Source organism: Streptomyces sp. NPDC107538 (assembly GCF_055657445.1).
In genome coordinates, this window is the sequence record NZ_JBVKAY010000006.1 from 597,939 (window position 1) to 621,725 (window position 23,787).

The following is a 23,787-nucleotide window of genomic DNA, read 5'->3' on the forward strand; positions in this document are numbered from 1 at the left end:
AGAGACACCATGAGCAAGGACGAGTGACGACGAGAGCCGTCGCCGCGTGCGGGAAGAGCAGAGATTCCAGCCAGGCCGCGCCACGCCCTATCGCCGAACACAATCAGCCGTGTGACGACGATAGCGCCGACTGCCCTTCTCCGGAGCCGGCGCTAGGCCCTTTTTCGCCCTCCGCCTACCGGCTCACTGCTCCGCCTCCAGGTCCACCGCCACCACCGTGCACAGGTCGTCCAGCTTCGCCGAGGGGACCGTGACCCGCAGCTCCCCCACGGGGTCCGGAGATGCGGCGTGGATGTCCTTCAGATTTGCCTGGGTCGACCAGGACAGCGGCTCACCCGTGGAGAGAAGGGTGACGTCGCGGACCCGGGCCACCTGGAGACCGCGGACGGTGATCTCCTCGTACGGACGCATCGTCAGATGCAGGTAGAGGCGGCTGCTGCCGTCGGGGTGCACGCGACGCGTCGAGGGGCCCTGGAACTGCCACAGTTTCAGGCCCGCCTGCGTGCTGTGCACGCTCTCGCCATGCCGTTCCATCCATCCGGCCAGCGCCTGGAGCCGCTCCACCGCCTGGGGCGGGAAGGTGCCGTCGGCCGTGGGGCCGACGTTCAGCAGGAGGTTCCCTCCCATCGACGCGGCCTCCACCAGGGTGTGCAGCAGCGACCGGGGGGACTTCCAGGTGTCGTCGGAGGGGACGTGTCCCCAGGTGGAGTTCATCGTCAGGCAGGCTTCCCACGGCCGGTCCGGAGCCATCACGGGAAGCTGCTGCTCGGGCGTGGTGAAGTCACCGTGGCCCAGGCAGCGGTCGTTGACCAGCGCGGCGGGCTGGTGGGTGCGTATCAGCTCGCGGATACCGGCGTAGTCCCATTCCTCGGGGGTGTGCTCGAACTCGCCGTCGAGCCAGACGATGTCGAGGTCGCCGTAGCCGGTGAGGAGCTCTTCCAGCTGGCCGAGCATGAAGCGGCGGTAGTGCGCCCACTGGTCGGGGGTGCCGCGGCGGTAGACGCCGACGCGGTACGGCTTGGCTATGGCGTCGTCGGTCAGGCGGGGGTAGTCCTCGTGGTGCCAGTCGATGATCGAGAAGTACAGGCCGATGCGGAAGCCGCGGGCGCGGAAGGCCTCGACGACCTCGCCGGTGACGTCCCGGCCCCAGGTCTTGGTGACGGAGTAGTCCGACAGTTTGGTGTCGAACATGGCGAAGCCGTCGTGGTGCTTGGTGGTGAAGACCACGTACCGAGCGCCGGCCTGCCAGGCCTGCTCGGCCCAGTCCGCGGGATCGAAGCGCTCGGGACGGAAGGACGGCGCGTTGTCGAAGTACGTGCGGACCGGGACCGGGTCCATGGCCGGGGGCTGCAGATGCACGCCGCCGGTCATCTGCCAGCTCAGCTCCCAGCCTCGGGTGCTGGCATGGCCCCAGTGCAGGAACAGGCCGAGGCCGAGCCCGGAGAACCACGAGGTGTCGGGGGTGGCGGTCACTCTTTGCTTCCTCCTGCGGTGATGCCCTGGGTGATGAACTTCAGGCCGGCGACGACCAGCACGACCGCCGGTACGGCCAGCAGCACCAGGGCGGCGAAGTACTGCGAGGTCTGCTCCGGCGTGGGGCCGAAGGCACTCTGGATGGTCTGGACGGCCTGGGCCGCGGTGGTCGTGTCGGCGTTCTTCAGCACCATGGACGGGAAGACGAAGTCCTGGAGCGACCACATGACGGAGAGCGCCGCCAGGTTGACCAGGGCGGGGCGGGCGGACGGCAGGAAGATGTGCCAGAAGATCCGGGCATGGCCTGCCCGGTCGATCCGCGCGGCCTCGATGATCGAGTCCGGAATGCCGTCGGCGTAGTTGCGCAGCAGCAGGACGGCGAACGGGAGGGTGAGGGCCGCCTCGGGAAGGGCCACGCCCAGCGGGGAGTTGAACAGTCCGAACTGCCCGGTGATGTAGTAGACGGGGACGATGACGGCCACCGCCGGGACCGCCAGGAAGATCAGCACCAGGTGGTAGAGCGTCTCCCTGCCAGGGAAGCTGATCTTGGCGAAGGCGTACGCCGCCATCGCGCCGACCGCACAGACGAGCAACGCGTGCAGCGCGGCGATGACGAGGCTGTTGCCGAACGCGCGGACCAGACTGACGTCGTTGAACTCGCCGGTGAGGACCGTGACGTAGTTGCCGAAGCCGCCGTGGGCCACGGACTGGCGGACCGCGGTGACGAGTGGGAACGCCCACAGCAGGCCGCCGACCACCAGGACCGTGTAGACGGCCGCGTTGTCACGGGGGCGCTGGCGCAGTTTGGCGAGCGGGTTGTCGATTGCGGTGCTCAACGGGACCTCCGCTCGAGCAGGATCTGAACGGCGGAGACGGCGAGCGCGATCACCAGCACGACGACCGCCGCGGCGGCGGCGTAGCCGACCCGCCCGCTGCCCATCATCGTGTTGTAGAGGTAGGTGCCGGTGATCTGGGTGCGGCCGCCGGGCTGGCCGTTGGAGGAGAAGTAGACGACGTCGAAGTGGCGGAAGCTGCCCAGGAGTACGGACAGGATCACGGTGCGGTGGGTGCCGCGCAGCATCGGGAAGAGGATCAGCCGGTACATCTGGCCGGCCTTCGCCCCGTCGATCATCGCGGCTTCGAGAACCGAGGTGTTCAGGGTCGACAGGTCCGAGGTGTAGTACATGACCGGCAGGCCCACCAGATACACCAGCAGGACGAACAGCGCCGTGTACGCGGGCCCGGTGCTGCCGAGCCAGTCCTGGGTCAGGCCGCCGAGGCCGAGACTGCGCAGCGTGGTGTTGACCGCGCCGTCGTCGGTCTCCAGCATCCGCCCGAAGACCGTCGCGAAGAGCGACAGCGGGATCAGGGAGGGCAGCAGGAAGACGGCGTAGAACACACGCCTGAAGCGCACTCCGCTGGCCAGGCTCACGGCGAGGAAGAAGCCGATGGTGAGGGCCGCTCCGATGGACACCGCCGCGAAGATCAGGTTGTTCAGCAGCGCCGTGTGGAAGGCGGGGTCGGTGAGCACCAGGCGGAAGTTCTGCAGGCCGACGTCGGTGACCTCGGTGAAGGACAGTGAGGTCTGCTTGGTGCTCATGTCGGCGAGGAAACCGAAGGCGTAGAGGTAGTAGACGCCGTAGAAGGCGGCGAGGGGGGCCAGGAAGACGGCCGCGGCGAGCAGGGCCCGGCGGGTGCGGCGGCGCCGACCCGTCGGGTGGGCGGTGGCCGGGCCGGGGCGCGCCGCCGGGCGCGAGGCGGTGGCCTCGCGCCGGGCGGTGATGGGGGAGGCACTCACTGGGTGTCGTACCGTCCGCTCGCCCACTCCTTCTGCATCTTGTCGGCCGCGGCCTTCGGGGTGGACTGGCCGCGCAGCACGTCGAGGATGGCGTTGCCCTCGACCTGGTTGAGGAAGGACTGGTTGGAGGTGCGGGCCGAGCCGGCGCCTCCGATCACCTCGGACACGGCCGCGTAGCCGTCACGGGCCGCCTTGCTGGTCAGTACGTTCTCGTCCGGCTTGAAGCCGTCCTTGGCGGGGACCAGGACCAGGTCCTTCGACCAGATGTCGACGCCCGCGCCGAGCGTCATGAACTCGATGAACTTGGCCGCCTCGGCGACGTGCTTCGACGTCTTGGGGATGGCCAGGCCGCCTTCGGCGTAGCCGCGCGCCGCCGGGCTGCCGCCGCTCGCGACCACCGGGAAGGCGCCGGCGCCGACATCCGTCAGTCCGATCTTGTTGGTCTTGCGGTAGGCCGCAGAGAGCATCGAGCTCTGCCAGGAGCCGTCGACCAGGAACGCCGCCTTGCCGGAGGTGAACTGCTCGGTGGGGCGGGTCCCCTTCAGACTCAGCACGGACTTGCTGATGATGCCCTTGTCGAAGAGGGCCTTGTACTCCTTGAGGGCGTCGACCAGCTCGGGGTCGTTCCACTTCTTCCGGCCGGCGAAGATGTCGTCGGAGAGGGTGGGGGACGTCTGGCCGGCGATGGTGAAGAGCATCTCCTCCTGCCAGTAGGGCTCGCCGGTGAAGACCACCGGGGTCACGCCCGGCTTCTCCTTCTCGATCTTCTCGACGGCGGCCTGCAGCTCGTCCGCCGTCTTCGGGAAGGGGATGCCGAGATCCTTGAGCATGGCCGCGTTGGAGAGCATCACGGCGCTGCCGATGGAGCCCATGGGCACGGAGTAGAGCTTTCCGTCCTTGGCGGCCTTCTCGGTCTGGGCGACCATCGTCGTGTTGAGATCGCCGCGCCAGTCGGCGGGGAGTTCGTCCTGCCAGTCGGCGACCGGGCGCAGCTGCTCGCGGACGGTGTTGGTCATGGCCGAGATCTGCACGCCGACCAGGTCCAGGGACTGGCCGCCGTTCAGGGCGAGCGGCAGCTGCTTCTGGTAGTCGGCGGCCTCGAACTCGCGAAGGTTGATCTTGATGCTCGGGTTGGCCTTCTCGAAGGCGCCGATGGCCTCCTTGAGCGTGGCCTCGGGCGGGAACCAGGTCCAGTAGTTCAGCGTGACCGTCTCGCCGGCCTTCGCCGTCTCCTGCTTGGCCTCGTTGTCGCCGCCTACGCCGCCGCTGTCGCCGCAGGCCGCGGTGAATCCGAGGGCCAGAACGGCTGCCGCCGCGCCGAGTGCACGGGAGGGACCGCGCATGCTTGCCTCCTGAATGGTGCTGACCGCGTCATCGCGGTGGATGCATTAACGTCTACGGCGACGACATAAATCAACCCCCCGTTGCCATTCTGTTTCCTGACAACTGCGCCCGGGTGGGCTTCTCGGGCAAGATCAGCGCCGTCCGAGAGGCCATTGAGGCGGCAATACAGCTGGAGGTGGCCGGTGTCCGGCGGTACCGATGCGACGCAGCTCACTGTGCTGCGTCACCTGGTCGATCACGGCCCACTGCGCCGCCCCGAGCTGGGTGAGGGCGTGGGCCTGGCCAGAGCGAGCACCTCCGCGGCGGTCAATGCTCTGATCCGACGCCGCCTGGTGGCGGAGCTCGCCGCGGTGCCGGAAGGGCGGCGGGGGCGACCGACGACCTTGCTCGACCTCGACGACGAGCACTACGCGGTGGCCGGCCTGGAGATCGGCGTCGACCGGGTGCTGTCGGCCGCGTACACCCTGCGCGGGCGGGAACTACTGCGCACCGAGCGGGTCGTGGACTCCGACTCCGTCAACCCGCGTCGCCTGTTGCGGCACGCCCGGACCGCACTCCGCGAGGCGCTGGACCAGGCCGCGAACAGTGACCGCGAACTGCTGGGCGTCGGCGTCTCCGTGCCCGGGCTGGTCGACGCCTCCACGGGCACGGTCAAGTACGTCATGAGCCTGGGCTGGCGGGATGTCGCGCTGCGCGCCGGGGTGGAGGAGGCATTGGGGGGACACGCCCCCGTGCTGGTGGACGCCGACGCCAACTTCGCCGCGCTGGCCGAGCGGCGCACCCGGCTGAGGGCCGGCCAGCAGGCCTCCAGCCTCGTCTATCTCACCGGCACGTACGGCATCAGCGCCGGCGTCCTGGTCGGCGGCCGACTGTGGCGCGGGGGCCGGGGCATGGCCGGCGAGGTGGGTCATCTGACGGTGGACCCCGACGGACCCGTCTGTGTCTGCGGGCGGCGCGGCTGCTTCGAGACGCGGGCCGGGCTGTCCGCCATCACGGCCGAGGCACTGGAACCGAGCACCCGGCGCGGCGGCCGCGCGGACCTCTCCGCCGCGATAGACGAGCTGGTGGTGCGGGCCCGTTCAGCGGATGGGCAGGTTGTCGCCACCCTGGCCCGCGCGGGCACCTGGATCGGCCGGGGGGCGGCGGCGCTGGCCGCGGTGATCGATCCCCGGGCGATCGTTCTGGGCGGACACTACGCCCGCCTCGCGCCCTGGCTGTTGGAACCCGCTCGACGCGCGTTCGCCGAGGCCCAGCTGATCCCGGGTGGCGACGCGCCTTCCTTGGAGGTGTCGGCGGGGGCGGACTGGGCCACGGTGGAGGGTGCGGCCCTGGCGGTGCTCACGTCACTGACGGAGGGCGAGCGGGCGCTCCCGGGTTGCCCGATCGAGGGGACCGGGGGGAAGCCCACCGGAACGCTATTTATGTCTCCTGCTTCGACATAAGTCTTGACCTCGTTCGATCGCGCCCGTAGCTTGACGCCGCTGCCGGACTTCAAGGTTCCGGTATGCGCAAGCCCCTTGGGCCGTCGATTCCTGCCGACGTGAGCCGCGCCGACATGCCCTGTGAGGTACCTCCGACGACCTCCTCCTCACCATCACCTTCTCCGAGAGGACGTGTACATGTCCGCGCTCTCCCGTCGCCAGTTCATGGCCATCGGCACCGCCGCGACCGCCGGCGCGATGCTGACCCTCGCGACTCCACCCGCCTTCGCCGCCACCGTCCCGCAGGCCGGCCCCGTCCCCGTCCCCATGCGGACGGGGACCGCCACGGACGCCGACCTCACGGTCCTGATGGCCGCCGCCGCCGAGCGCAGCGACGCCCTGACCGTGAACCGCGCCACCGACCCCACCAAGAACTTCTGGGTGGAGAACTTCCGCACCGCCGGCGACTTCCTGGCCTGGACCGTCTCCGTCCCGACCGCCGGCACCTACCGCGTCACGGCGCTTCTCAACGCCGCCGCCGGCCAGCAGTTCAAGGTCGCCGTGCGCGGCGGCGGCCCCTCGTTCACCTTCACGGCCGCCGCCGGCTGGCAGCGCCCCGACGTGGGCACGCTCGCCCTCCCCGCGGGCACGTCCACCATCGAGCTCACCCGAACCGGCACGCTCAGCGGCGACGCCCAGGTCAAGTCCCTCGAGGTGCTCCTCGACGCCGACGACGCCCCGCGCCGGCAGCGGATAGCCGCCGCCCGCGCCGCCGCCGACACCTCCTGGCTGCACAACGCCGGTTACGGCCTGATGTTCCAGTACGGCGCATGGGGCTTCCCCGGCAACGTGGGCCCCGCGAAGTCCCTCGAACAGCAGGCCGCCGACTTCGACGTCCCCCGCTTCGTCAAGACCGTCGAGGAGACCGGCGCCGCCTACGTCATCTGGTCCTACAGCTGGTGGGGCTACCGCCCCGACGGACCCAACCCGGCCATCGACACGATCATGGGCAGTGGCGACTACACCGCCACCCGCGACCTGATCGGCGAGGTGGCCAGTGCCCTCCAGGCCAAGGGCATCCGCTTCGCGCTCTACTACCACGAGGGCAAAGAGGAGGCCGCGTGGTGGAGCAAGCAGAACTTCCCGGCCACCTTCCCGTCCACGGGGGCCGGCGACCGCAGCACGTTCCTGGCCAACTGGAAGGCCGTCGTCGCCGACATCGGCAGCCGGTACGGCACCGACCTCGACGGCTTCTTCTTCGACGACGGCATCGTCTACTACCCGGCCCCCTTCGAGGAACTCGAGCACGTCGCCCGCACCGGCAACCCGCAGCGGACCGTCTCCTGGAACAGCTGGGTCCTACCGCGGCTCACCGACTTCCAGGACGTGTACTTCGGCGAGGATCACCACGGCGCGCCGATGACCGGCAGCGGCCCTGACGGCGTCTTCACCTCCGGCCCGTACACGGGCCTGGTGCAGCACGGCATGTTCACCATGGAGAACGACTGGGGCGTCCACCTCCAGAATCAGAAGATCACCACCTCGGTGACCAGTGCCCAGGCCCTCGGCTGGGTCGGCGCCGCCGCCCCGCGCAAGGTGCCGCTCTCCTTCGACCTCATGATGTACGAGGACGGCACGATGGCGGAGTCCAGCCTCGCCGTCCTGAACGACCTGCGCCAAGCCGTCCGGGGCACCGCTCCCTCCGTGCCGACCGGCACCACCACGGTCAACGACGACGCGAGCGCCGCCGCCTACAGCGGTTCGTGGGCCCGCTCGACCGGCCGGGGCGCGGGCGACTTCGGCGACGACGTCTCGTACACCACGGCCGACGGTTCCTACGTCGACTTCACCTTCACCGGTACGGGTGTCGACATCCTCGCGCCCTTCGCACCCAACGGCGGCGCGGGCCAGGTCACCGTCGACGGCAAGGCGATCGGCACCTTCAGCGAGTCCGCCACCGCGTACCGTCCGCGGCAGGTGGTCTACTCCGCCCGCCATCTGGCCTCCGGGACGCACACCGTGCGCCTAGCCAAGACCTCCGGCACGTACTGGCAGATCGATGCCTTCCGTACGGTGCCGAACCGGGTGACGTACAACAACGACGCCTCACTCATCGCCTACCACGGCGCCTGGACCCGCACCGCGAACCGCGGCGTCGGCGACTTCGGCGACGACGTGTGCTGGACGAAGACGAACGGCGACTCCTTCACCGTCACCTTCACCGGCACCGGTCTCGTGCTCAGCGGCCCGATGTCCAGCGCCGACGGCAGGGCCTCCGTCAGCGTGGACGGCGCCGGCGGCGGCATGCTGAGCGCCATCCGCAACGGCGGCTACACACCGAAGCAGACGTTGTGGACCATCGACCACCTCGCGCCGGGGCAGCACACGGTGACAGTCACCAAGACCGGTGGCACCTATCTGCAGCTCGACTCGGTGACCGTCATTCCGTGACCGGACCGCTGGACCGAGTACGGGTCGTCCTGCCCCAGCCATCGGAGTGATCCGATGACTGGGGCAGGGAGTCTCGACTTATTGCGCAGATTCTGCCAAAAATCAGACTTGACGCAGGCCATAGGTCCGATGAATCATCGGACCGTTGGACCATCCGGTCCTTTGCACCACTAGGAGAACCACGTGAGACTGCTGCGCCTCGGCACATACGGCCAGGAGCGGCCCGCCGTCCTCGACGGCACAGGACGCGCTTATGACCTCTCGGCCCTGACGGCCGACATCGACGGCCGCTTCCTCGCGGAGGGCGGGGTGGAGCGGGTACGGGCCGAGCTGGCCGCGGGCACGCTGCCGCCGCTGGAGACGGCGGGCCTGCGGGTCGGCGCGCCCGTCGCGCGGCCCGGCAAGGTGGTGTGCGTCGGTCTCAACTACCGCGACCACGCGGAGGAGACCGGCGCCGCCATCCCGCCGCGTCCCGTGGTCTTCATGAAGGACCCGGGCACGGTCGTCGGCCCGTACGACACGGTGCTCGTCCCGCGCGGCTCGGAGAAGACCGACTGGGAGGTGGAGCTCGCCGTCGTGATCGGGCGGCGGGCCAAGTACCTGGAGAGCCTTGAGGACGCCCTCGGCGTCGTCGCCGGGTACGCCGTCAGCCACGACGTGTCCGAGCGCGCGTTCCAGCTCGAACTCTCACCGCAGTGGGACCTCGGCAAGTCCTGCGAGACGTTCAACCCGCTCGGTCCCTGGCTGGTCACCGCCGACGAGATCGCCGACCCCCAGCAGCTGGGGCTGAACCTCTCCGTCAACGGCGTGCCCCGCCAGGACGGCCACACCAAGGACATGATCTTCGGCGTCGCGCACATCGTCTGGTACCTGAGCCAGTACCTGGTCCTCGAACCCGGCGACGTCATCAACACGGGCACCCCGGCCGGCGTCGCCCTCGGCCTTCCCGACACCCCCTACCTGCGCCCCGGCGACACCGTCGAGCTGTCCATCGACGGCCTGGGCAGCCAGCGCCAGACGTTCGCCCAAGCGTGAGAGGCACCACCGTGACCGCGAGAATCACCGCCCTCGACACCTACGACATCCGCTTCCCGACCTCGCGGGAGCTGGACGGCTCCGACGCGATGAACCCCGACCCGGACTACTCGGCGGCCTATGTGGTGCTGCGCACCGACGCCGGTGACGGGTCGGAGGGGCACGGCTTCACCTTCACCATCGGCCGCGGCAACGACATCCAGGTCGCCGCCATCCAGGCGCTGCGGGAGCACGTCGTCGGCCGGGACGTGGCCGAGCTGTGCGCCGACCCCGGCTCACTGAACCGCGACCTGATCGGCGACAGCCAGTTGCGCTGGCTCGGCCCGGAGAAGGGCGTGATGCACATGGCGATCGGCGCGGTCGTCAACGCCGTGTGGGACCTGGCCGGTAAGCGTGCCGGGAAGCCGGTGTGGAAGCTGCTGGCCGACGCCGACCCGGAGTGGCTGGCCGGACAGGTCGACTACCGCTACATCGCGGACGCCCTGACCCAGGACGAGGCCGTCGCCCTGCTGCGGAGCGGGCGGCAGGGTGCGGCGGAACGTGAGGCCGCGCTGCTGGAACGCGGCTACCCCGGTTACACCACCTCCCCCGGCTGGCTCGGCTACTCCGACGAGAAGCTGACCCGGCTGGCCAAGGAGGCGGTCGCGGACGGCTTCACGCAGATCAAGCTGAAGGTCGGCGCCGATCTGGCCGACGACATCCGACGTATGCGGGCGGCACGCGCTGCTGTCGGCCCGGACATCCGGGTCGCGATCGACGCCAACCAGCGCTGGAACGTGGGCGAGGCGGTCGAGTGGACCAACGCGCTGGCCGAGTTCGACCCGTACTGGATCGAGGAGCCCACCAGCCCCGACGACATCCTCGGACACGCTTCTGTACGCCAGGGGGTCGCCCCCATCAAGGTCGCCACCGGCGAACACGTGCAGAACCGCATCGTCTTCAAGCAGTTGCTGCAGGCGGCCGCGATCGACATCCTCCAGCTGGACTCGGCCCGGGTCGGCGGCGTGAACGAGAACCTCGCGATCCTGCTGCTGGCCGCCAAGTTCGGCGTACCGGTGTGCCCGCACGCCGGCGGGGTGGGGCTGTGCGAGCTGGTGCAGCACCTGTCGATGTTCGACTACGTGGCGCTGTCCGGCACCACCGAGGACCGGGTCGTCGAGTACGTCGACCATCTCCACGAGCACTTCCTCACCCCCGTGGTCATGAAGCACGGCCACTACACCGCCCCGACCGCCCCCGGCTTCTCCGCCGAGATGTACGAGGAGTCGATCGCCGCCTACCGCTATCCCGACGGGGTCTTCTGGGCCGCCGACCTGGAGAGGAGCACCGCCGCATGAGCGAGCTCACCGGACTGAGGGCCCTGGTCACCGGAGGAGCCTCGGGGATCGGCCTGGCCGCGGCGAAGCTGCTTGCCGCCGGCGGCGCGAAGGTCGCCGTGCTGGACCTCGACCCGGGCGACCTGCCCGCGGGGCTGCGCGGCTACCAGGCGGACGTGACCGACCGCGCGGACGTGCGGGCCGCGACGGACGCCGCCGCCGACGCCCTCGGCGGCCTCGACATCCTCGTCAACAACGCGGGCATCGGCGCCATCGGCACCGTCGAGGACAACGACGACGCGCAGTGGCACCGGGTCCTGGACGTCAACGTCCTCGGCATGGTCCGGGCGACCAGCGCGGCCCTGCCGTACCTCAGAAGCTCGGACCGTGCGGCGATCGTCAACGTCTGCTCCATCGCCGCGACCGCGGGGCTCCCGCAGCGCGCCCTGTACTCCGCCTCGAAGGGTGCGGTGCTGGCGCTGACCCTGGCGATGGCCGCCGACCACGTACGCGAGAACATACGCGTCAACTGCGTCAACCCCGGTACGGCGGACACCCCTTGGGTGGGGCGGCTGCTGGACCAGGCCGACGACCCCGCGGCCGAGCGCGTCGCGCTCAACGCCCGCCAGCCCATGGGCCGCCTGGTCACCGCCGACGAGGTCGCCGCCGCCATCGTCTACCTCGCGAGCCCCGCCGCCGCGTCCATCACCGGCACCGCGCTCGCCGTGGACGGCGGCATGCAGGGCCTGCGCCTTCGCCCGACAGGACAGTGATGAACGCCGCGATATCCACCGCCCGTCTGGGCGGCAGCAAGACAGAGGTCACCACGCTGGGCTTCGGGGCCGCCGTCATCGGCGGGCTCTACCGTCCCGTCGACGAGGAGACCGCGTCGGCGACCGTGCGGGCCGCCTGGGACGCCGGGATCCGCTACTTCGACACCGCCCCGCACTACGGCCTCGGCCTGTCCGAGCGCCGCCTGGGTGCCGCACTGCGCGAGAGGCCGCGGAGCGAGTACGCCGTCTCCACGAAGGTCGGCCGGCTGCTGGAGCCGTACGACGGCGACGACGCGCCGGCGAACGACCTCGCGCACGGCTTCGCCGTCCCCGCCACCCACCGCCGGGTCTGGGACTTCAGCGCCGACGGGGTGCGCCGCTCGATCGAGGAGAGCCTGACCCGGCTGGGCCTGGACCGTATCGATCTGGCCCTGCTCCACGATCCGGACGACCACGAGGAGCAGGCGTTCCGCGAGGGCTACCCGGCGCTGGAACAACTCCGCGCCGAAGGCGTCGTGGGCGCCATCGGCGCCGGCATGAACCAGTCGGGCATGCTGGCCCGCTTCGTCACCGACACCGATGTGGACGCGGTGCTCTGCGCGGGCCGCTACACCCTGCTCGAACAGCCCGCTCTGGACGATCTGCTGCCGGCCGCCGAGGCCCGCGGCAAGAGCGTCGTCATCGGCGGCGTCTTCAACTCCGGCCTGCTGGCGGATCCGAAGCCCGGCGCCCCGTACGACTATGCCGCCGCCCCCGCCGATCTGCTGGACCGCGCCCTGCGCATGCGCGAGATCACCGAGTCGTACGGGGTGCCGCTGCGCGCCGCCGCACTCGCCTTCCCGTTCGGTCACCCGGCGGTCGCGAGCGTCCTGCTCGGTGCTCGCACCGGCGCACAGGTGGAGGACGCCGTCGCGTTGCACACGCAGCCGGTTCCCGCGGCACTGTGGCAGGAGCTCAAGGCCGCCGGCCTGCTGAGCGCGGAGGTCCCCACCCCGTGCGCATAGCCCTGTTCCTCACCTGCTTCAACGACACGATGTTCCCGCAGACGGGGAAGGCCGTGGTCACGCTGTTGGAGCGGCTCGGCCACACGGTCGACTTCCCGCAGGAGCAGACCTGCTGCGGGCAGATGCACTTCAACACCGGCTACCGGCCGGAAACCCTTCCCATGGTGCGCCGCTTCGCCGAGGTCTTCGACGGCTACGACGCGGTCGTCACCCCGTCCGGCTCATGCGCCGGCATGGTGCGCGAGCACCACGGGACGCTGGCCCGGGACTACGGCGACGCGCGGCTCGTGGACGCGGTCGCGCAGGTCGTCCCGAGGGTGTACGAGCTGTCCGAGCTGCTGGTCGACGTCCTCGGCGTCACCGACGTCGGCGCGTACTTCCCGCACCGGGTCACCTACCACCCGACCTGCCACTCGCTGCGGATGCTGCGGGTCGGCGACCGGCCGCTCAACCTGCTGCGCGCGGTGCGGGGCATCGACCTCGTCGAGCTGCCCGACGCCGACTCCTGCTGCGGCTTCGGCGGCACCTTCGCCCTGAAGAACCCGGACGTCTCGAACGCCATGCTCGCCGACAAAGTGCGCAACGTGCAGGACACCCGGGCCGAGACGGTGTGCGCCGGCGACAACTCCTGCCTGATGCACATCGGCGGCGGCCTGTCCCGGCTGCGTACCGGCGTGGGCACACTGCACCTCGCCGAGATCCTCGCGGCCACGGAAGGAGACGCGGCATGAGCGACCTCGTGTGGCTCGGCACCCCCGCCTTCCCCAAGGCGGCGAAGGAGGCCGTCGCCGACACCCGGATGCGTGCCAACCTGCGCAAGGCCACCGGCACCATCCGCGGCAAGCGGATCGCCCTGGCCGGCGAACTCGACGACTGGGAGGACCTGCGTACCGCGGGCGCCGCCCTGAAGAGCGCGACGCTGCGCGACCTCGACACGCATCTGCTGCGCCTGGAGGAGTCGGTCACCGCCGCCGGCGGCACCGTCCACTGGGCCGCCGACGCCGCCGAGGCGAACCGGATCGTCACCCGGCTCGTCCAGGCCACCGGTGAGACCGAGGTGGTCAAGGTCAAGTCCATGGCCACCCAGGAGATCGGACTCAACGAGCATCTGGACGCCGAGGGCATCCGCGCCTACGAGACCGACCTGGCGGAGCTGATCGTGCAGCTCGGCGACGACCGGCCCTCGCACATCCTGGTGCCCGCCATCCACAAGGGCCGCTCCGAGATCCGGGAGATCTTCCGGGACGCGATGGGCCGTTGGGGCGCACCCGCCCCCGAAGGGCTCACGGACGAACCCGCCGCACTGGCGGACGCGGCACGGCTGCATCTGCGGGAGAAGTTCCTCACCACCAAGGTCGCCGTCTCCGGCGCCAACTTCGCCTGTGCGGACACCGGTACGGTCGCCGTCGTCGAGTCCGAGGGCAATGGCCGGATGTGCCTCACTCTCCCCGAGACGCTGATCACCGTGATGGGCATCGAGAAGGTCGTTCCCTCCTTCACCGACCTTGAGGTCTTCCTGCAGCTGCTGCCCCGCAGCTCCACCGGCGAGCGGATGAACCCGTACACGAGCCTGTGGACGGGCGTGACCCCGGGCGACGGCCCGCAGGACTTCCACCTGGTGCTGCTGGACAACGGCCGCACCGACACCCTGCGCGACACCGTCGGCCGGCAGACCCTGGCCTGCATCCGCTGCTCGGCCTGCCTCAACGTCTGCCCGGTGTACGAGCGCACCGGCGGCCACGCGTACGGCTCGCCCTACCCCGGTCCGATCGGCGCGGTGCTCACGCCGCAGCTCGCCGGGGTGGAGAACGCGGCGTCGCTGCCGTTCGCCTCCACACTGTGCGGGGCGTGCTACGACGCCTGCCCCGTGAAGATCGACATTCCGACCGTGCTCGTCCACCTCCGTGCCAAGGCCGTGGACGCCAAGCGCGGCCCCGTCCCCACCCCCGAGGCCCTGGTGATGAAGGCGGCCGCGGTCACGCTGGCCACCCCACGCCGACTGGCCGTGGCACAGCGGGGCGCGGCCCTCTTCGGACGGCTGTCACGGCGCGATGTGCTGCGCCGACTGCCCGGGCCGCTGGCGCGGTGGTCGGACACCCGCGACACTCCGACGCCGCCGCGGGAGAGCTTCCGGACGTGGTGGCGGCGGGAAAGGAACGGCAGATGACGAACCATGCCAAGCCGCAGCCGGGGTTGAGCCGCGAGACGGTCCTCACCCGTATCCGGGGCGCCCTGACCGACGTGGTACCGGGGGACGCACCATCCGTCCCCCGCGCCTACCGCCGCAGCCATGCGGGCTCCGACCCCGTGGGCCTCTTCGCCGAGCGCGCCGCCGACTACCGCGCCGAGGTCACCCGGGTCCCCCAGGACAAGGCCCGGTCGGCGGTGGCCGCCGCCCTCACCCTGCGCGGCGTCCACAGCCTCGTCGTCCCCGCGGGCTTCCCCGCCGACCTGCTCCCCGAAGGCCCCTGGCAGAGGCTGTCCGACAGCCCGCCGCTGACCGTACGGGAGCTGGACGCGGCCGACGCGGTGCTGACCACCTCCACCCTGGCGATCGCTGTCACCGGCACGCTCGTCCTTGACGCCGGGCCCGGCCAGGGCCGCCGCGCCCTGACCCTGCTGCCCGACTACCACCTGTGCGTGGTGCGGGCGGCCGACGTCAGCGGCGACGTACCCGAGGCGCTCGAACGCCTCGATCCGCGCCGCCCGCTGACCTTCGTCTCCGGCCCGTCCGCCACCAGCGACATCGAGCTGGAGCGGGTCGAGGGCGTGCACGGGCCGCGCACCCTGGACATCCTGATCATCGAAGACTGAGATCATCGAAGCCTGAGGAGCCGTGACCATGAGAGTCGCCCTGCACACCAAGGTCCGTGCCGACCGCGTCGAGGAGTACGAGGCCGCCCACCGCGAGGTCCCCTCGGAGTTGACCGCGGCGATCCGGGCCGCCGGAGCCACTCAATGGACGATCTGGCGCAGCGGCACCGACCTCTTCCATGTCATCGAGGTCGAGGACTACGCCGCGATGATCGCCGAGTTGGGGAAGTTGCCCGTCAACGCCGCCTGGCAGACCCGGATGTCCGAGCTGGTGGAAGTGGCCCACGACTACTCCGCCGGGGGCGCCGACGCCCCGCTGCCCGTGGTCTGGGAGCTCTGAACCGACCGGATGGACATCGTCGACGCCCACCACCATCTGTGGGACCTCACCGTCCGCGACCAGGACTGGATCACCGGGCCCGCCTTGGCCCCGCTGCGCCGCGACTTCACCCTGGCCGATCTGGAGCCGGCCGCGCGTGCCGCGGGAGTCGTGGCCACGGTTCTCGTGCAGACCGTCACCGTGGCGGAGGAGACCCCGGAGTTCCTGTCCCTGGCCGCAAGCTCGGACCTGGTGGGCGCAGTCGTCGGCTGGACCGATCTCACCGCGCCCGGCATCGCCGACGAGCTGGCCCGGCTGCGGGAGCTGCCAGGCGGCGAGTTCCTGGCGGGCATCCGCCACCAGGTGCAGGGCGAGCCGGATCCGGACTGGCTGACCCGCCCGGACGTGCTGCGCGGTCTGCGTGCCGTGGCCGCCGCGGGACTGGTCTACGACCTGGTGATCCTGCCGCACCAGCTGCCCGCCGCCGTACGGGCCGCCGCGGCCGTCCCGGAGCTCACCTTCGTCCTCGACCACCTCGGCAAACCGCCCATCGCCTCAGGCTCCGTGGAACCCTGGGCCACCGGGATCCGGGAACTGGCGGCGCTGCCCAACACGGTTGCCAAGGTCTCCGGCCTGGTCACCGAAGCCGATTGGCACACCTGGACTCCCGACACACTTCGCCCCTACGTCGACACGGCGCTGGACGCCTTCACCCCCGACCGGCTGATGTTCGGCTCCGACTGGCCGGTGTGCACCCTCGCCGCCGACTACGCGGAGGTCGTCGGGGTCAGCCGAACCCTGACCGGCGCTCTGAGCCCGGCGGAAGCGGACGCCCTCTGGTGGGGAACGGCCAGGTGTGTCTATCGGACGATCACAGACTGACCGCAAAGCGGACCGGGATGACACCGCACCCCGGCAGCTACGGCACCCCTGCGGACCACTCGCACCGCGCTTCCACAGTGACTCGGTACTTCAGTGTGTCGAGGATTCGGGGCGATGACTGGAAAGCTGCGCGCTCGATGGAACAGCACTGCGGTTGGGCTTGTCCGAGCCGTTGACAGCAGATGGATGATTCTCGGTCCATGCGAGCCCTCCGAGGCCAGCCGGCGTCGGGCGCGAGTGACAGCGACGTAGCCGAGGCACGCGTCCATATCGCTCACCGCTTCTGCGATCGGGCGGCTGCTGGCGTCCTGCCGGTCGCTGTCGGGCGGAGCCGGAAAGCCGTTGGCGATTCTGACTTCGGGCCACTCCCGGCCCTTTGCCTTGTGAGCTGTGGAGACCGCCACCTTGGCCTTGTGCTCGTCGGTCAACGCGTCGACGGCGGCGATGACTGCTTCGGGGCCGTGGGTGTCGACAAGTTCCAGGAAGGGCTGGAGTCTCGGCCGGCTGGATCGTGCTCCGCGTAGTCCTGCAACTCACCCCAGGAGCCGAAGAGAACGAGTTCGGGGTGGGAAGTACGACGGCCGTCCTTGAGGTCACGGGCGGCGAGCGCCAGTGCGATGAGTGTCGCTGTGTCCGGACTGGCGACCAGGCCGACTTTCACCCTGCTGCGCCTACTGCCGATGAGCGACCATGGCAAGGACGCCGAGATCCTCGCTCTTCGCCATCAGATCAGGGTACTGGAGCGCCAACTTGACGGCCGGAGAGTGCGGTTCGCCCCGGGCGATCGCGCGTTCCTGGCAGCATTGCTGCGCCGGTTGCCGACGGAGGTGCTGCGCGGGGTGCGGCTGCTGGTACGGCCGGACACGGTGATGCGCCAGCACCGTGACCTTCTCGCGCGCCGCCATGCGGCCCGTTCCCGTCCGAAACGTTCGGGACGGCCACACACGGTGCGCTCGATCCGCGCTCTCATCCTGCGCCTGGCGAGGGAGAATCCCGGGTGGGGATATCGGCGCGTCCACGGTGAGCTGCTCGTCCTGGGCGTGCAGGTGGCCGCCTCCACCGTGTGAGAGATCCTGAAGGATACCGGGATCGACCCGAATCATCGGGGGTGCCCGCTGTGCCCGTAGCGGGCGACCGGGTACAGCGGGCACCGCGAAACAGGCGGCGATGGAGAACTCGGCCAAGGCCCGTCCGCTCGCGGATCAAGAGCGGGGAGCAAAAGGGCGGGGGGCGTTGCCGGGCGGATCTCCGGTCTGGTCGTCTTCGTCGTGTGCCAGTGACCGCCTTCTCATGTCGCTGCGTGTCCGGTCTGTCACCCAGTAGCGTGTCCGTCGTAGCACCGCACTGACGGGGGCAGGCATGGAGTACACGCAGATCTTCGCCGACCGCGAGGTGCGGGAGGAGTTCCTCGACCGCTTCGAGGAGATCAGGGATGCGGTCGCGACGTCGTCGGGGCTGAAGAGCGTCGGCGCTCCGGAAGGTCTCCTGGATGTCGACCGGGCTGCCGATGCCGTCAAGGCGATGGCCGAGGGGACCTGGCGGGGCGACAGTGTGGGACGGGTCGATCCGCGCAACCACGACCTGGAGTCGGTGGGAACTGCATGGGTGGTGGCCGAGGGGCTCGCCGTCACCAACCGCCACGTGGCGAATGAGTTCGCGAAGAGGGACCGCGGCGGCGTCCGGTTCCGTGCGAATCCCCTGGCCCAGGTGCATGCCTACATCGACTGGCGTCACGAGCACAGCCGGACGCAGGAATCACGGTTCACGGTGACAGATGTGGTCTGGATCGAGCCGGACTCCTCCCCCTGCGACGCCGCGTTGCTCATACTCGCCCCGACCGGTGAGGATGGGGGATCCCTGCCGCCGCCGATCGAGCTGGCCAAGGGCAAGGACGGGCTCACCGTGGGCTGTTGGGCGGGAGTGATCGGCTACCCCTACATCGGAAAGTACGACGACCCGGAGGACCGCAAGCGCATCTTCGAGTGCAAGCGGCTCGCTCCGGGGCAGGTCATCTCGTTCGACGGCAACCGGTGGTTCCATCACGACACGACAACGCTCGGCGGCAACTCCCTGTCCGTCGTAGTGGACCTGGACACCGAACAAGCGCTCGGCCTTCATTGCCAAGGGTTTCCAGGGAAACGCAACTACGCCGTACCCGCCGGTGACGTCGCGCGTCTCGTCCGGCAGCGCACCTCGTGACGACGGAGGCTCCGGACTCCGGTTCCGGACTCCAGGCGGCCACCAATCCCCGCGCCGGCACGCACTCGACCCAGGAGGTCAAGACGAGAGTCGCCGAGGCCGAGGCACGAGTCGCCCGTCTGGAGCGCGGCGGCAGCCAGGTGGCCACCGGTTTCCTGGTCGGGCCCGCGCTGCTGCTCACCGCGGGGCACGCGGTCCGGTGGTCGCCCGGCACGTCCGGGGCCGGACCGGTCGCCGGGATGGTGGCCGTGTTCCCCTCCTACCACGACCCGGGGCACACCTCCGCGCAGGACGCTGTGCGGATTCCCCTCACCGAAATCCTCGACTCCAGCCCGCCCGCCCCGGGCGACCCGGTGCCACCCGGCATGAAGACCGGCGAGGACGGTCTGGACTTCGCCTTCGTCCGCCTGGCCGCGCATCCACCCGATCTGGTGGAGCCGAACGGCCTTCTGCGCCCCAGGGGTTACTACAAGCTGACCGAGGAGCACTACTCCTTCGGCAGCAGCTCGCTGCATCTCTTCCACCACCCCCTGCGGCTCCTGCTGGACCACAGCGTGACCGGGGAGATCCTGCGCTCCGGCGCGAATCGTGTCCGGTACAAAGGCGCGAACACCCTGCCGGGCTCGTCGGGCGGTCCCCTCGTCACCGCCGACGGCCTCCTGGTGGCGATGCACCACAGCCATCTCAACGCCATGAACCTGAACCAGGGCATCCCGACCTCCCGTATCTCCTCCCGGATCCTGGCGGGCCCCCACGGCGAGGTGCTGCGCGAGGCTCTCGATCGCCCACTACCGCGCGTCCGGGCTCCGGAGACCCCGGTGCCACGGAGAAGCGGGACCGGCACGACACCGGGCGACGGCGCCCGGGCCGTCGGAGCCGCCATGAGCGCTCTGCTCGGATCCCGCCCCCTTGGCGCCACGGTGCTGGGCCCGGATGGCCGACCCGTCAGGGTGACCGACGCCCGGCAAGTAGCCGCTTGCTTTCATAACGCCGATCCCCGAGCAGTACCCGGCATCGATCCGGTCGTCGAGGCCGCCCGCGCGATGGACGCGGCGTCAGGGGACGGGGCCCTGATGGCGGCGGTCCTCGCCGCGGCTCTGATCGGGGAGGCGGCCGACCAGCGCGCCAGAGGTGGCAGATTGCCTGAGCTGCTCCGGGAATCCGCCGAGGCGCTCGACCTGGCCCGCGCCTCCTTGGCCGACATGGCGGTGCCGTGTTCCCGTCCGGACGCGGTCGTTCGCGGTACGACGGCGGACCCGCAGGTGGCTGAGGCGGTCTCGGCTGCGGCACTGCTCGCGGGCCCCTACGGCGTTGTGATCTGCGAACCCGGCGTGACCCGCGCCGTCGAGGAACCGGCCGTATGCCAAGGCCTGCGCGTGCCCGCCGGCTACGCCTTCCCATACGCCGCCGACGCCCCCGGAAGCGACGCATGGACCCGCCAGACCCGGCTCGTGAAGCCGTACGTGCTGCTGCTCGACTCGGTGACGGGCGACGGCGAGGCCTTCCGCCGGCTGCGCGACTGTCTCGCCAGGGAGGGAAGACCGCTCCTGGTGCTCACCACCGCGGACGGCTCCGATCCGCGCAGCGATCTGCTGCGGGCCCTGTGCGATCCGGCGGACGGGCCGGTGCCGACGGTGGCCCGTCTCCCCGCCGCACGGCGAGGGCACCAGCGCTTGCGGTCCCTGGCCCTGCTGACCGGCGCCACGGCGCTGTCGGAGGGTTCCGGCCTGCTCCCGGGGACCGCCTGGTTGGACGTGCTGGGCCGGGTCGACCTGGCGGTGGTCTCCGCGTCGGAGACGGTGCTGGTGGGCGGCGGTCATGATCCGCGCATGCTGGACCGCTGGACCGTATCCGCCCGCGTGCTCCTGGACCGGGCGGCCTCCGAGGACGAACGGTCGGCGCTGGAGGAACAGATCGCCTGGCTGACCTCCCGCGCCGTCCGTCTGGCTGTCGGCGCGGAAACGAAGGCGGAGATCGTCGCCCGCACCGAGTCGGCCGAACGGGCTGTGCACACGGCCCAGGCCGCGTTGCGGTGCGGCACCGTGCCCGGCGGCGGTCTCGCGCTGCTGCGCGCCCGAGCCGCCCTCCCGGGCGGTAAGGGGAATCCCGGGACCCACGTGGTGCGCGCGGCGCTGGCAGCGCCGTTCCGCGCGCTGGCGACAACGGCCGGACTGACTCCGGACGATGTCGAGCAATGGTGCGCCGTCGGCGATCTAGGCGCGCTCGACCGTGAGGCGTCGACCGGCCTGTTCGCGGACCAGCCGGAGGACGCCGCCGAAATTCTGCTGCGCGCGCTCGACACGGCGAAAGCCGCCCTGACCAGCTTCCTCACCGGCTCCTGACGCCCTGACGGCCAGGACCGTGCGTCGCGTCGGCGGGTACCCTGCTCAGGTGCTCCTGCACGTCCTTGTGCCGGAACTGGTAGACACCGCCCACCTGCCGCAGCGCCGACACCTTGTGAGCATGTTCCAGGAATGCCATGAGGTCGCGTGGAAGATCACCCCGGAGCCACAGCCAGGAGCGCGCGACGACATACCGGGGCCAGGGACGGACGGCGATGGGCACCCATAGGACCAGGGCTATGAGGAACACGCTGCCCTCGGCGACCTGCCCGCGGCCGGTCGAGGAGTTCGCCATGATCCATCCCATGCCGAACCCGGCCACCCCGGCGATCATCAGAGCCCATCCGGCTACCAGCCTCCGGTCCCCGCGCAGCAGGATCCGCGGGGACGTGGAGTCGTCGGCCGGCGCAGGTGTCTGAAGCCAGCGAAGAAAACCCGACACCAGCCCCAGGACCATGCCGACAAGGGCGAACAGGAGCATGGAGGACAGCACGTAGGTGGGTCGGTTCTCCTGCCCGGCGTCGGACCCGCGGATGGTGCGCAGGGTCCACCAGAAGAGCAGCCCTATGGCCGCCCCACCGGCGAACCCTACGCCCGCTCCGCCCGCGACGCGGCGCAGGAAGCCGGTGCCGCGGCGGAACCAGCGCGGTCCCCGCACGGGCCCGCCCGCACCGAGGAGTCCGGCGGGAACTCCGACCAGCGAACCGCCGATGATGCCGATGAGCAGCCCGACGACAGGCCCGTTCGGGAACGAACCGAGGAAGCCCAGGATTCCTCCCATCGGCAGCCCGACTGCGAGAGCGGTCGACGTCCGCCCGAGCCTCGGGTCCCCCGCGTGGCCGCCCGATGGTGTCCCTGTCTCCGGGTTCTCCCGACGCGGCCTCCGCGCGGCGGACCTCTTGAGCAGGAACTCGTCCAGCCATGAAGCCACCCGGTCCGGCCCCCACCACGACACGAGCATCCCGGTGCCCAGCGCTGCCGCGCCCAGCTGGAACGCCGCCGACGCGCCCTCCCCCGCGTCGACCGCGGATGCCGTGGTGATGCCGCCTGCCGCGGCTGCGAGCAGCCCCAGCAGGCCGCCGTACACGCCGTGGTGGAGCGCGCCGCTCAGCTCCCACCAGGCAAGGTCGGTCCTGCCGATGCGCTCCAGGTGGCGGGCCAGGAAAGACAGGTGCCCCCGTGCGTCAGGCCAGTCGTCCGGGTTCAGACGGTGGTCGAAGAGGACGCGCACCGCGTTCTCCAGGATCGCCGCCCGGACCGTGTCGGGGGCAGCACGCGCCAGCCGCCGGAACGGTGTCTCGTCGCTGACGTCCGCGTAGCCGTACAGATCGGTGAAAAGGCTCGCCGTCAGGGGCGACGTCAGTGCCGTGCCAAGGGCCGCGAGCAGGTGGGGAGTCACCTCGTGTGCCGGGCCGCCCTGAGCCGCCACCGCTTCCGCCTGGATTGTCCATCGCCTGCCCAGTTCCGCGACATCGGACCGACCGGCGGGCGCTGCCAGCAGGGACCAGCTCGGCGGGGGCATCGGCACACCGCGCCCGCGTGCCGCGGCCACTTCGTCCTCCAGCACCCCCCAGCCGTGTTCAAGGCGGCCGAACAGATCCGCCCATTCCTTGTGGCTGGGGCCGCCTTCTCCGAGGCTGGCCCGCAGGTACTCCATCACGTGCGGAAAGGCCAGCTCGCGCGCCTCGGTGACCGAGGCGCCGTGCAGTACCGGCTCCCGGACCAGGGCTTGCCCGTACTCCTCGGTGCGGCAGGCAAGGATCACCGGCCGCGCGGTGGCGAACTCCCTGCGGATACGGTCAAGCACCCTGCCGACACGCTGCTTGGGGACCTCGTCGAGCCCGTCGAGACAGGGCAGCACATCGCCTCGGTGGAGAAGATCCCTCGCGGAAACCGCCGACCCCACCTCGGGATACTCGGCCGCCAGCCGCCCGGCCAGCCAGTCCAGCAGCCCGTGACGCCTCGGGTCGTAGGAACTGAGGGAGAACAGGACGGGCACCGGAGACGGGGACTCCGCGCCCGGCGTCTGCAACCCCTGTTCGGCCACGTCCCGTTCGCGTGTCCGGCACAGTTCGAGCAGGAACAGCAGGAGCAAGGTCGACTTGCCCGAACCGGCCGGGCCGATGATCACCAGCCGCTGGGGAACGAGCGCGGTGAAGGACTCGACGAGCCCGGCCATGTCCGCCGTGGTGCCCGTGAGCCCACGCGTGCGGCCGTCGGTCAGCTCCGGGGGCGCGGGGGCCCACTGCGTGTGGAGCAGCCGCGGCCGCTGGATGTTCGGAGTGAGGCCGCGCTTGTCGGCCTCCTCGGACCACTCCCGCCACACGGACGCCTGGAGCCGGTCCAGGGCCTGCGCCCGCTGGGGCCCGACGAGCACGCCGCGCTTGCCTGGGCGCAGTCTGCGCAGAAGCAGCAGCGCGCGCCGGAGGGCGATGAGGACGACGACAACGAACAGGACGAAGAACCAGACTTCCATGTCTGTCGGCGCCTCCCGCGCACCGCCCTCGCGTCTTGGTCCGCACGAGGGCGCGTCCCGCACCCTACTGGCGCGACTGCGGAGTTGTCCGTTCGTCTGATCCCCGCGGGACTGCTGGGTACGGAAGTTGCATGACATGC

The 23,787-nt window shown here is 70.6% G+C and carries 18 protein-coding genes and 2 pseudogenes; 14 read left to right on the plus strand and 6 right to left on the minus strand.

All coding sequences use genetic code 11. The annotated features are described in order from the left end of the window. Positions 1–183: 183 nt before the first annotated feature. Genes ACZ7MG_RS24270 through ACZ7MG_RS24285 form a run of 4 tightly spaced genes read right to left on the minus strand, consistent with a single transcriptional unit; the run spans position 184 to position 4,614 of the window. A complete protein-coding gene (locus ACZ7MG_RS24270) occupies positions 184–1,473 on the minus strand; it encodes an alpha-L-fucosidase (protein WP_471383351.1) in 1,290 nt (429 codons plus the stop codon). Then, complete coding sequence (locus ACZ7MG_RS24275) at positions 1,470–2,309, minus strand: carbohydrate ABC transporter permease (RefSeq protein WP_471383353.1); 840 nt, start codon at positions 2,307–2,309, stop codon at positions 1,470–1,472. The genes ACZ7MG_RS24270 and ACZ7MG_RS24275 overlap by 4 nt, the downstream gene beginning before the upstream one ends. Continuing rightward, the gene (locus ACZ7MG_RS24280) at positions 2,306–3,271 is read right to left on the minus strand and encodes a carbohydrate ABC transporter permease (RefSeq protein ID WP_471383355.1); all 966 of its coding nucleotides are present in this window, start codon (positions 3,269–3,271) and stop codon (positions 2,306–2,308) included. Before ACZ7MG_RS24280 ends, ACZ7MG_RS24275 begins: the two co-directional genes overlap by 4 nt. Beyond that, the gene (locus tag ACZ7MG_RS24285) at positions 3,268–4,614 is read right to left on the minus strand and encodes an ABC transporter substrate-binding protein (protein WP_471383358.1); all 1,347 of its coding nucleotides are present in this window, start codon (positions 4,612–4,614) and stop codon (positions 3,268–3,270) included. Before ACZ7MG_RS24285 ends, ACZ7MG_RS24280 begins: the two co-directional genes overlap by 4 nt. 183 nt (positions 4,615–4,797) lie before the next feature. Here ACZ7MG_RS24285 and ACZ7MG_RS24290 point away from each other — a divergent pair, with 183 nt between their 5' ends. The 11 genes from ACZ7MG_RS24290 (at position 4,798) to ACZ7MG_RS24340 (ending at position 16,630) form a co-directional block, all read left to right on the plus strand. Further along, a complete protein-coding gene (locus ACZ7MG_RS24290) occupies positions 4,798–6,057 on the plus strand; it encodes an ROK family transcriptional regulator (protein ID WP_471383360.1) in 1,260 nt (419 codons plus the stop codon). Positions 6,058–6,234: 177 nt separating this feature from the next. Further along, entirely contained in the window at positions 6,235–8,487 is a 2,253-nt protein-coding gene (locus ACZ7MG_RS24295) for an alpha-L-fucosidase (protein ID WP_471383362.1), read from the plus strand. Between the two features lie 183 nt (positions 8,488–8,670). Beyond that, positions 8,671–9,522, plus strand: coding sequence for a fumarylacetoacetate hydrolase family protein (locus ACZ7MG_RS24300; RefSeq protein ID WP_471383365.1), 852 nt, complete (start codon positions 8,671–8,673; stop codon positions 9,520–9,522). Between the two features lie 11 nt (positions 9,523–9,533). Then, a complete protein-coding gene (locus ACZ7MG_RS24305) occupies positions 9,534–10,859 on the plus strand; it encodes an L-fuconate dehydratase (protein ID WP_471383367.1) in 1,326 nt (441 codons plus the stop codon). Further along, positions 10,856–11,611 (plus strand): SDR family NAD(P)-dependent oxidoreductase, encoded by a 756-nt coding sequence (locus tag ACZ7MG_RS24310; RefSeq protein WP_471383369.1) that lies wholly within the window; start codon positions 10,856–10,858, stop codon positions 11,609–11,611. Before ACZ7MG_RS24305 ends, ACZ7MG_RS24310 begins: the two co-directional genes overlap by 4 nt. Then, the gene (locus ACZ7MG_RS24315) at positions 11,611–12,615 is read left to right on the plus strand and encodes an aldo/keto reductase (RefSeq protein WP_471383372.1); all 1,005 of its coding nucleotides are present in this window, start codon (positions 11,611–11,613) and stop codon (positions 12,613–12,615) included. Before ACZ7MG_RS24310 ends, ACZ7MG_RS24315 begins: the two co-directional genes overlap by 1 nt. Beyond that, positions 12,606–13,346, plus strand: coding sequence for a (Fe-S)-binding protein (locus ACZ7MG_RS24320; protein ID WP_471383375.1), 741 nt, complete (start codon positions 12,606–12,608; stop codon positions 13,344–13,346). Before ACZ7MG_RS24315 ends, ACZ7MG_RS24320 begins: the two co-directional genes overlap by 10 nt. Beyond that, a complete protein-coding gene (locus ACZ7MG_RS24325) occupies positions 13,343–14,782 on the plus strand; it encodes a lactate utilization protein B (RefSeq protein ID WP_471383377.1) in 1,440 nt (479 codons plus the stop codon). Before ACZ7MG_RS24320 ends, ACZ7MG_RS24325 begins: the two co-directional genes overlap by 4 nt. Continuing rightward, positions 14,779–15,429, plus strand: coding sequence for a LutC/YkgG family protein (locus tag ACZ7MG_RS24330; protein WP_471383380.1), 651 nt, complete (start codon positions 14,779–14,781; stop codon positions 15,427–15,429). Before ACZ7MG_RS24325 ends, ACZ7MG_RS24330 begins: the two co-directional genes overlap by 4 nt. A 28-nt stretch (positions 15,430–15,457) precedes the next feature. Beyond that, positions 15,458–15,769 (plus strand): L-rhamnose mutarotase, encoded by a 312-nt coding sequence (locus tag ACZ7MG_RS24335; RefSeq protein WP_471383383.1) that lies wholly within the window; start codon positions 15,458–15,460, stop codon positions 15,767–15,769. A gap of 9 nt (positions 15,770–15,778) precedes the next feature. Beyond that, on the plus strand, positions 15,779–16,630 hold the full coding sequence (locus ACZ7MG_RS24340) for an amidohydrolase family protein (protein ID WP_471383385.1): 852 nt from the start codon (positions 15,779–15,781) through the stop codon (positions 16,628–16,630). A 90-nt stretch (positions 16,631–16,720) separates the two neighbouring features. Here the strand turns inward: ACZ7MG_RS24340 and ACZ7MG_RS24345 are convergent. Beyond that, a pseudogene (locus ACZ7MG_RS24345) lies at positions 16,721–17,252 on the minus strand (3'-5' exonuclease); the annotation flags it as partial. Here ACZ7MG_RS24345 and ACZ7MG_RS24350 point away from each other — a divergent pair. The 3 genes and pseudogenes from ACZ7MG_RS24350 to ACZ7MG_RS24360 all read left to right on the plus strand — a co-directional run. Beyond that, a pseudogene (locus ACZ7MG_RS24350) lies at positions 17,248–17,694 on the plus strand (integrase); the annotation flags it as partial. The pseudogenes ACZ7MG_RS24345 and ACZ7MG_RS24350 overlap by 5 nt on opposite strands. Positions 17,695–17,989: 295 nt before the next feature. Beyond that, positions 17,990–18,829, plus strand: coding sequence for a trypsin-like serine peptidase (locus ACZ7MG_RS24355; protein ID WP_471383387.1), 840 nt, complete (start codon positions 17,990–17,992; stop codon positions 18,827–18,829). Then, positions 18,826–21,171 (plus strand): trypsin-like peptidase domain-containing protein, encoded by a 2,346-nt coding sequence (locus ACZ7MG_RS24360; protein WP_471383390.1) that lies wholly within the window; start codon positions 18,826–18,828, stop codon positions 21,169–21,171. Before ACZ7MG_RS24355 ends, ACZ7MG_RS24360 begins: the two co-directional genes overlap by 4 nt. Here ACZ7MG_RS24360 and ACZ7MG_RS24365 read toward each other — a convergent pair. Then, the gene (locus ACZ7MG_RS24365) at positions 21,158–23,647 is read right to left on the minus strand and encodes a hypothetical protein (RefSeq protein WP_471383393.1); all 2,490 of its coding nucleotides are present in this window, start codon (positions 23,645–23,647) and stop codon (positions 21,158–21,160) included. The two genes, ACZ7MG_RS24360 and ACZ7MG_RS24365, sit on opposite strands and share 14 nt — an antisense overlap. Between the last annotated feature and the right edge of the window lie 140 nt (positions 23,648–23,787).

Bases quoted from the DNA above. Each gene is read 5' to 3' on its own strand.
- ACZ7MG_RS24285 (WP_471383358.1), bottom strand. From the start codon at position 4,614: ATGCGCGGTCCCTCCCGTGCACTCGGCGCGGCGGCAGCCGTTCTGGCC.
- ACZ7MG_RS24295 (WP_471383362.1), top strand. From the start codon at position 6,235: ATGTCCGCGCTCTCCCGTCGCCAGTTCATGGCCATCGGCACCGCCGCG.
- ACZ7MG_RS24310 (WP_471383369.1), top strand. From the start codon at position 10,856: ATGAGCGAGCTCACCGGACTGAGGGCCCTGGTCACCGGAGGAGCCTCG.
- ACZ7MG_RS24315 (WP_471383372.1), top strand. From the start codon at position 11,611: ATGAACGCCGCGATATCCACCGCCCGTCTGGGCGGCAGCAAGACAGAG.
- ACZ7MG_RS24325 (WP_471383377.1), top strand. From the start codon at position 13,343: ATGAGCGACCTCGTGTGGCTCGGCACCCCCGCCTTCCCCAAGGCGGCG.
- ACZ7MG_RS24330 (WP_471383380.1), top strand. From the start codon at position 14,779: ATGACGAACCATGCCAAGCCGCAGCCGGGGTTGAGCCGCGAGACGGTC.
- ACZ7MG_RS24335 (WP_471383383.1), top strand. From the start codon at position 15,458: ATGAGAGTCGCCCTGCACACCAAGGTCCGTGCCGACCGCGTCGAGGAG.
- ACZ7MG_RS24340 (WP_471383385.1), top strand. From the start codon at position 15,779: ATGGACATCGTCGACGCCCACCACCATCTGTGGGACCTCACCGTCCGC.
- ACZ7MG_RS24355 (WP_471383387.1), top strand. From the start codon at position 17,990: ATGGAGTACACGCAGATCTTCGCCGACCGCGAGGTGCGGGAGGAGTTC.
- ACZ7MG_RS24365 (WP_471383393.1), bottom strand. From the start codon at position 23,647: ATGGAAGTCTGGTTCTTCGTCCTGTTCGTTGTCGTCGTCCTCATCGCC.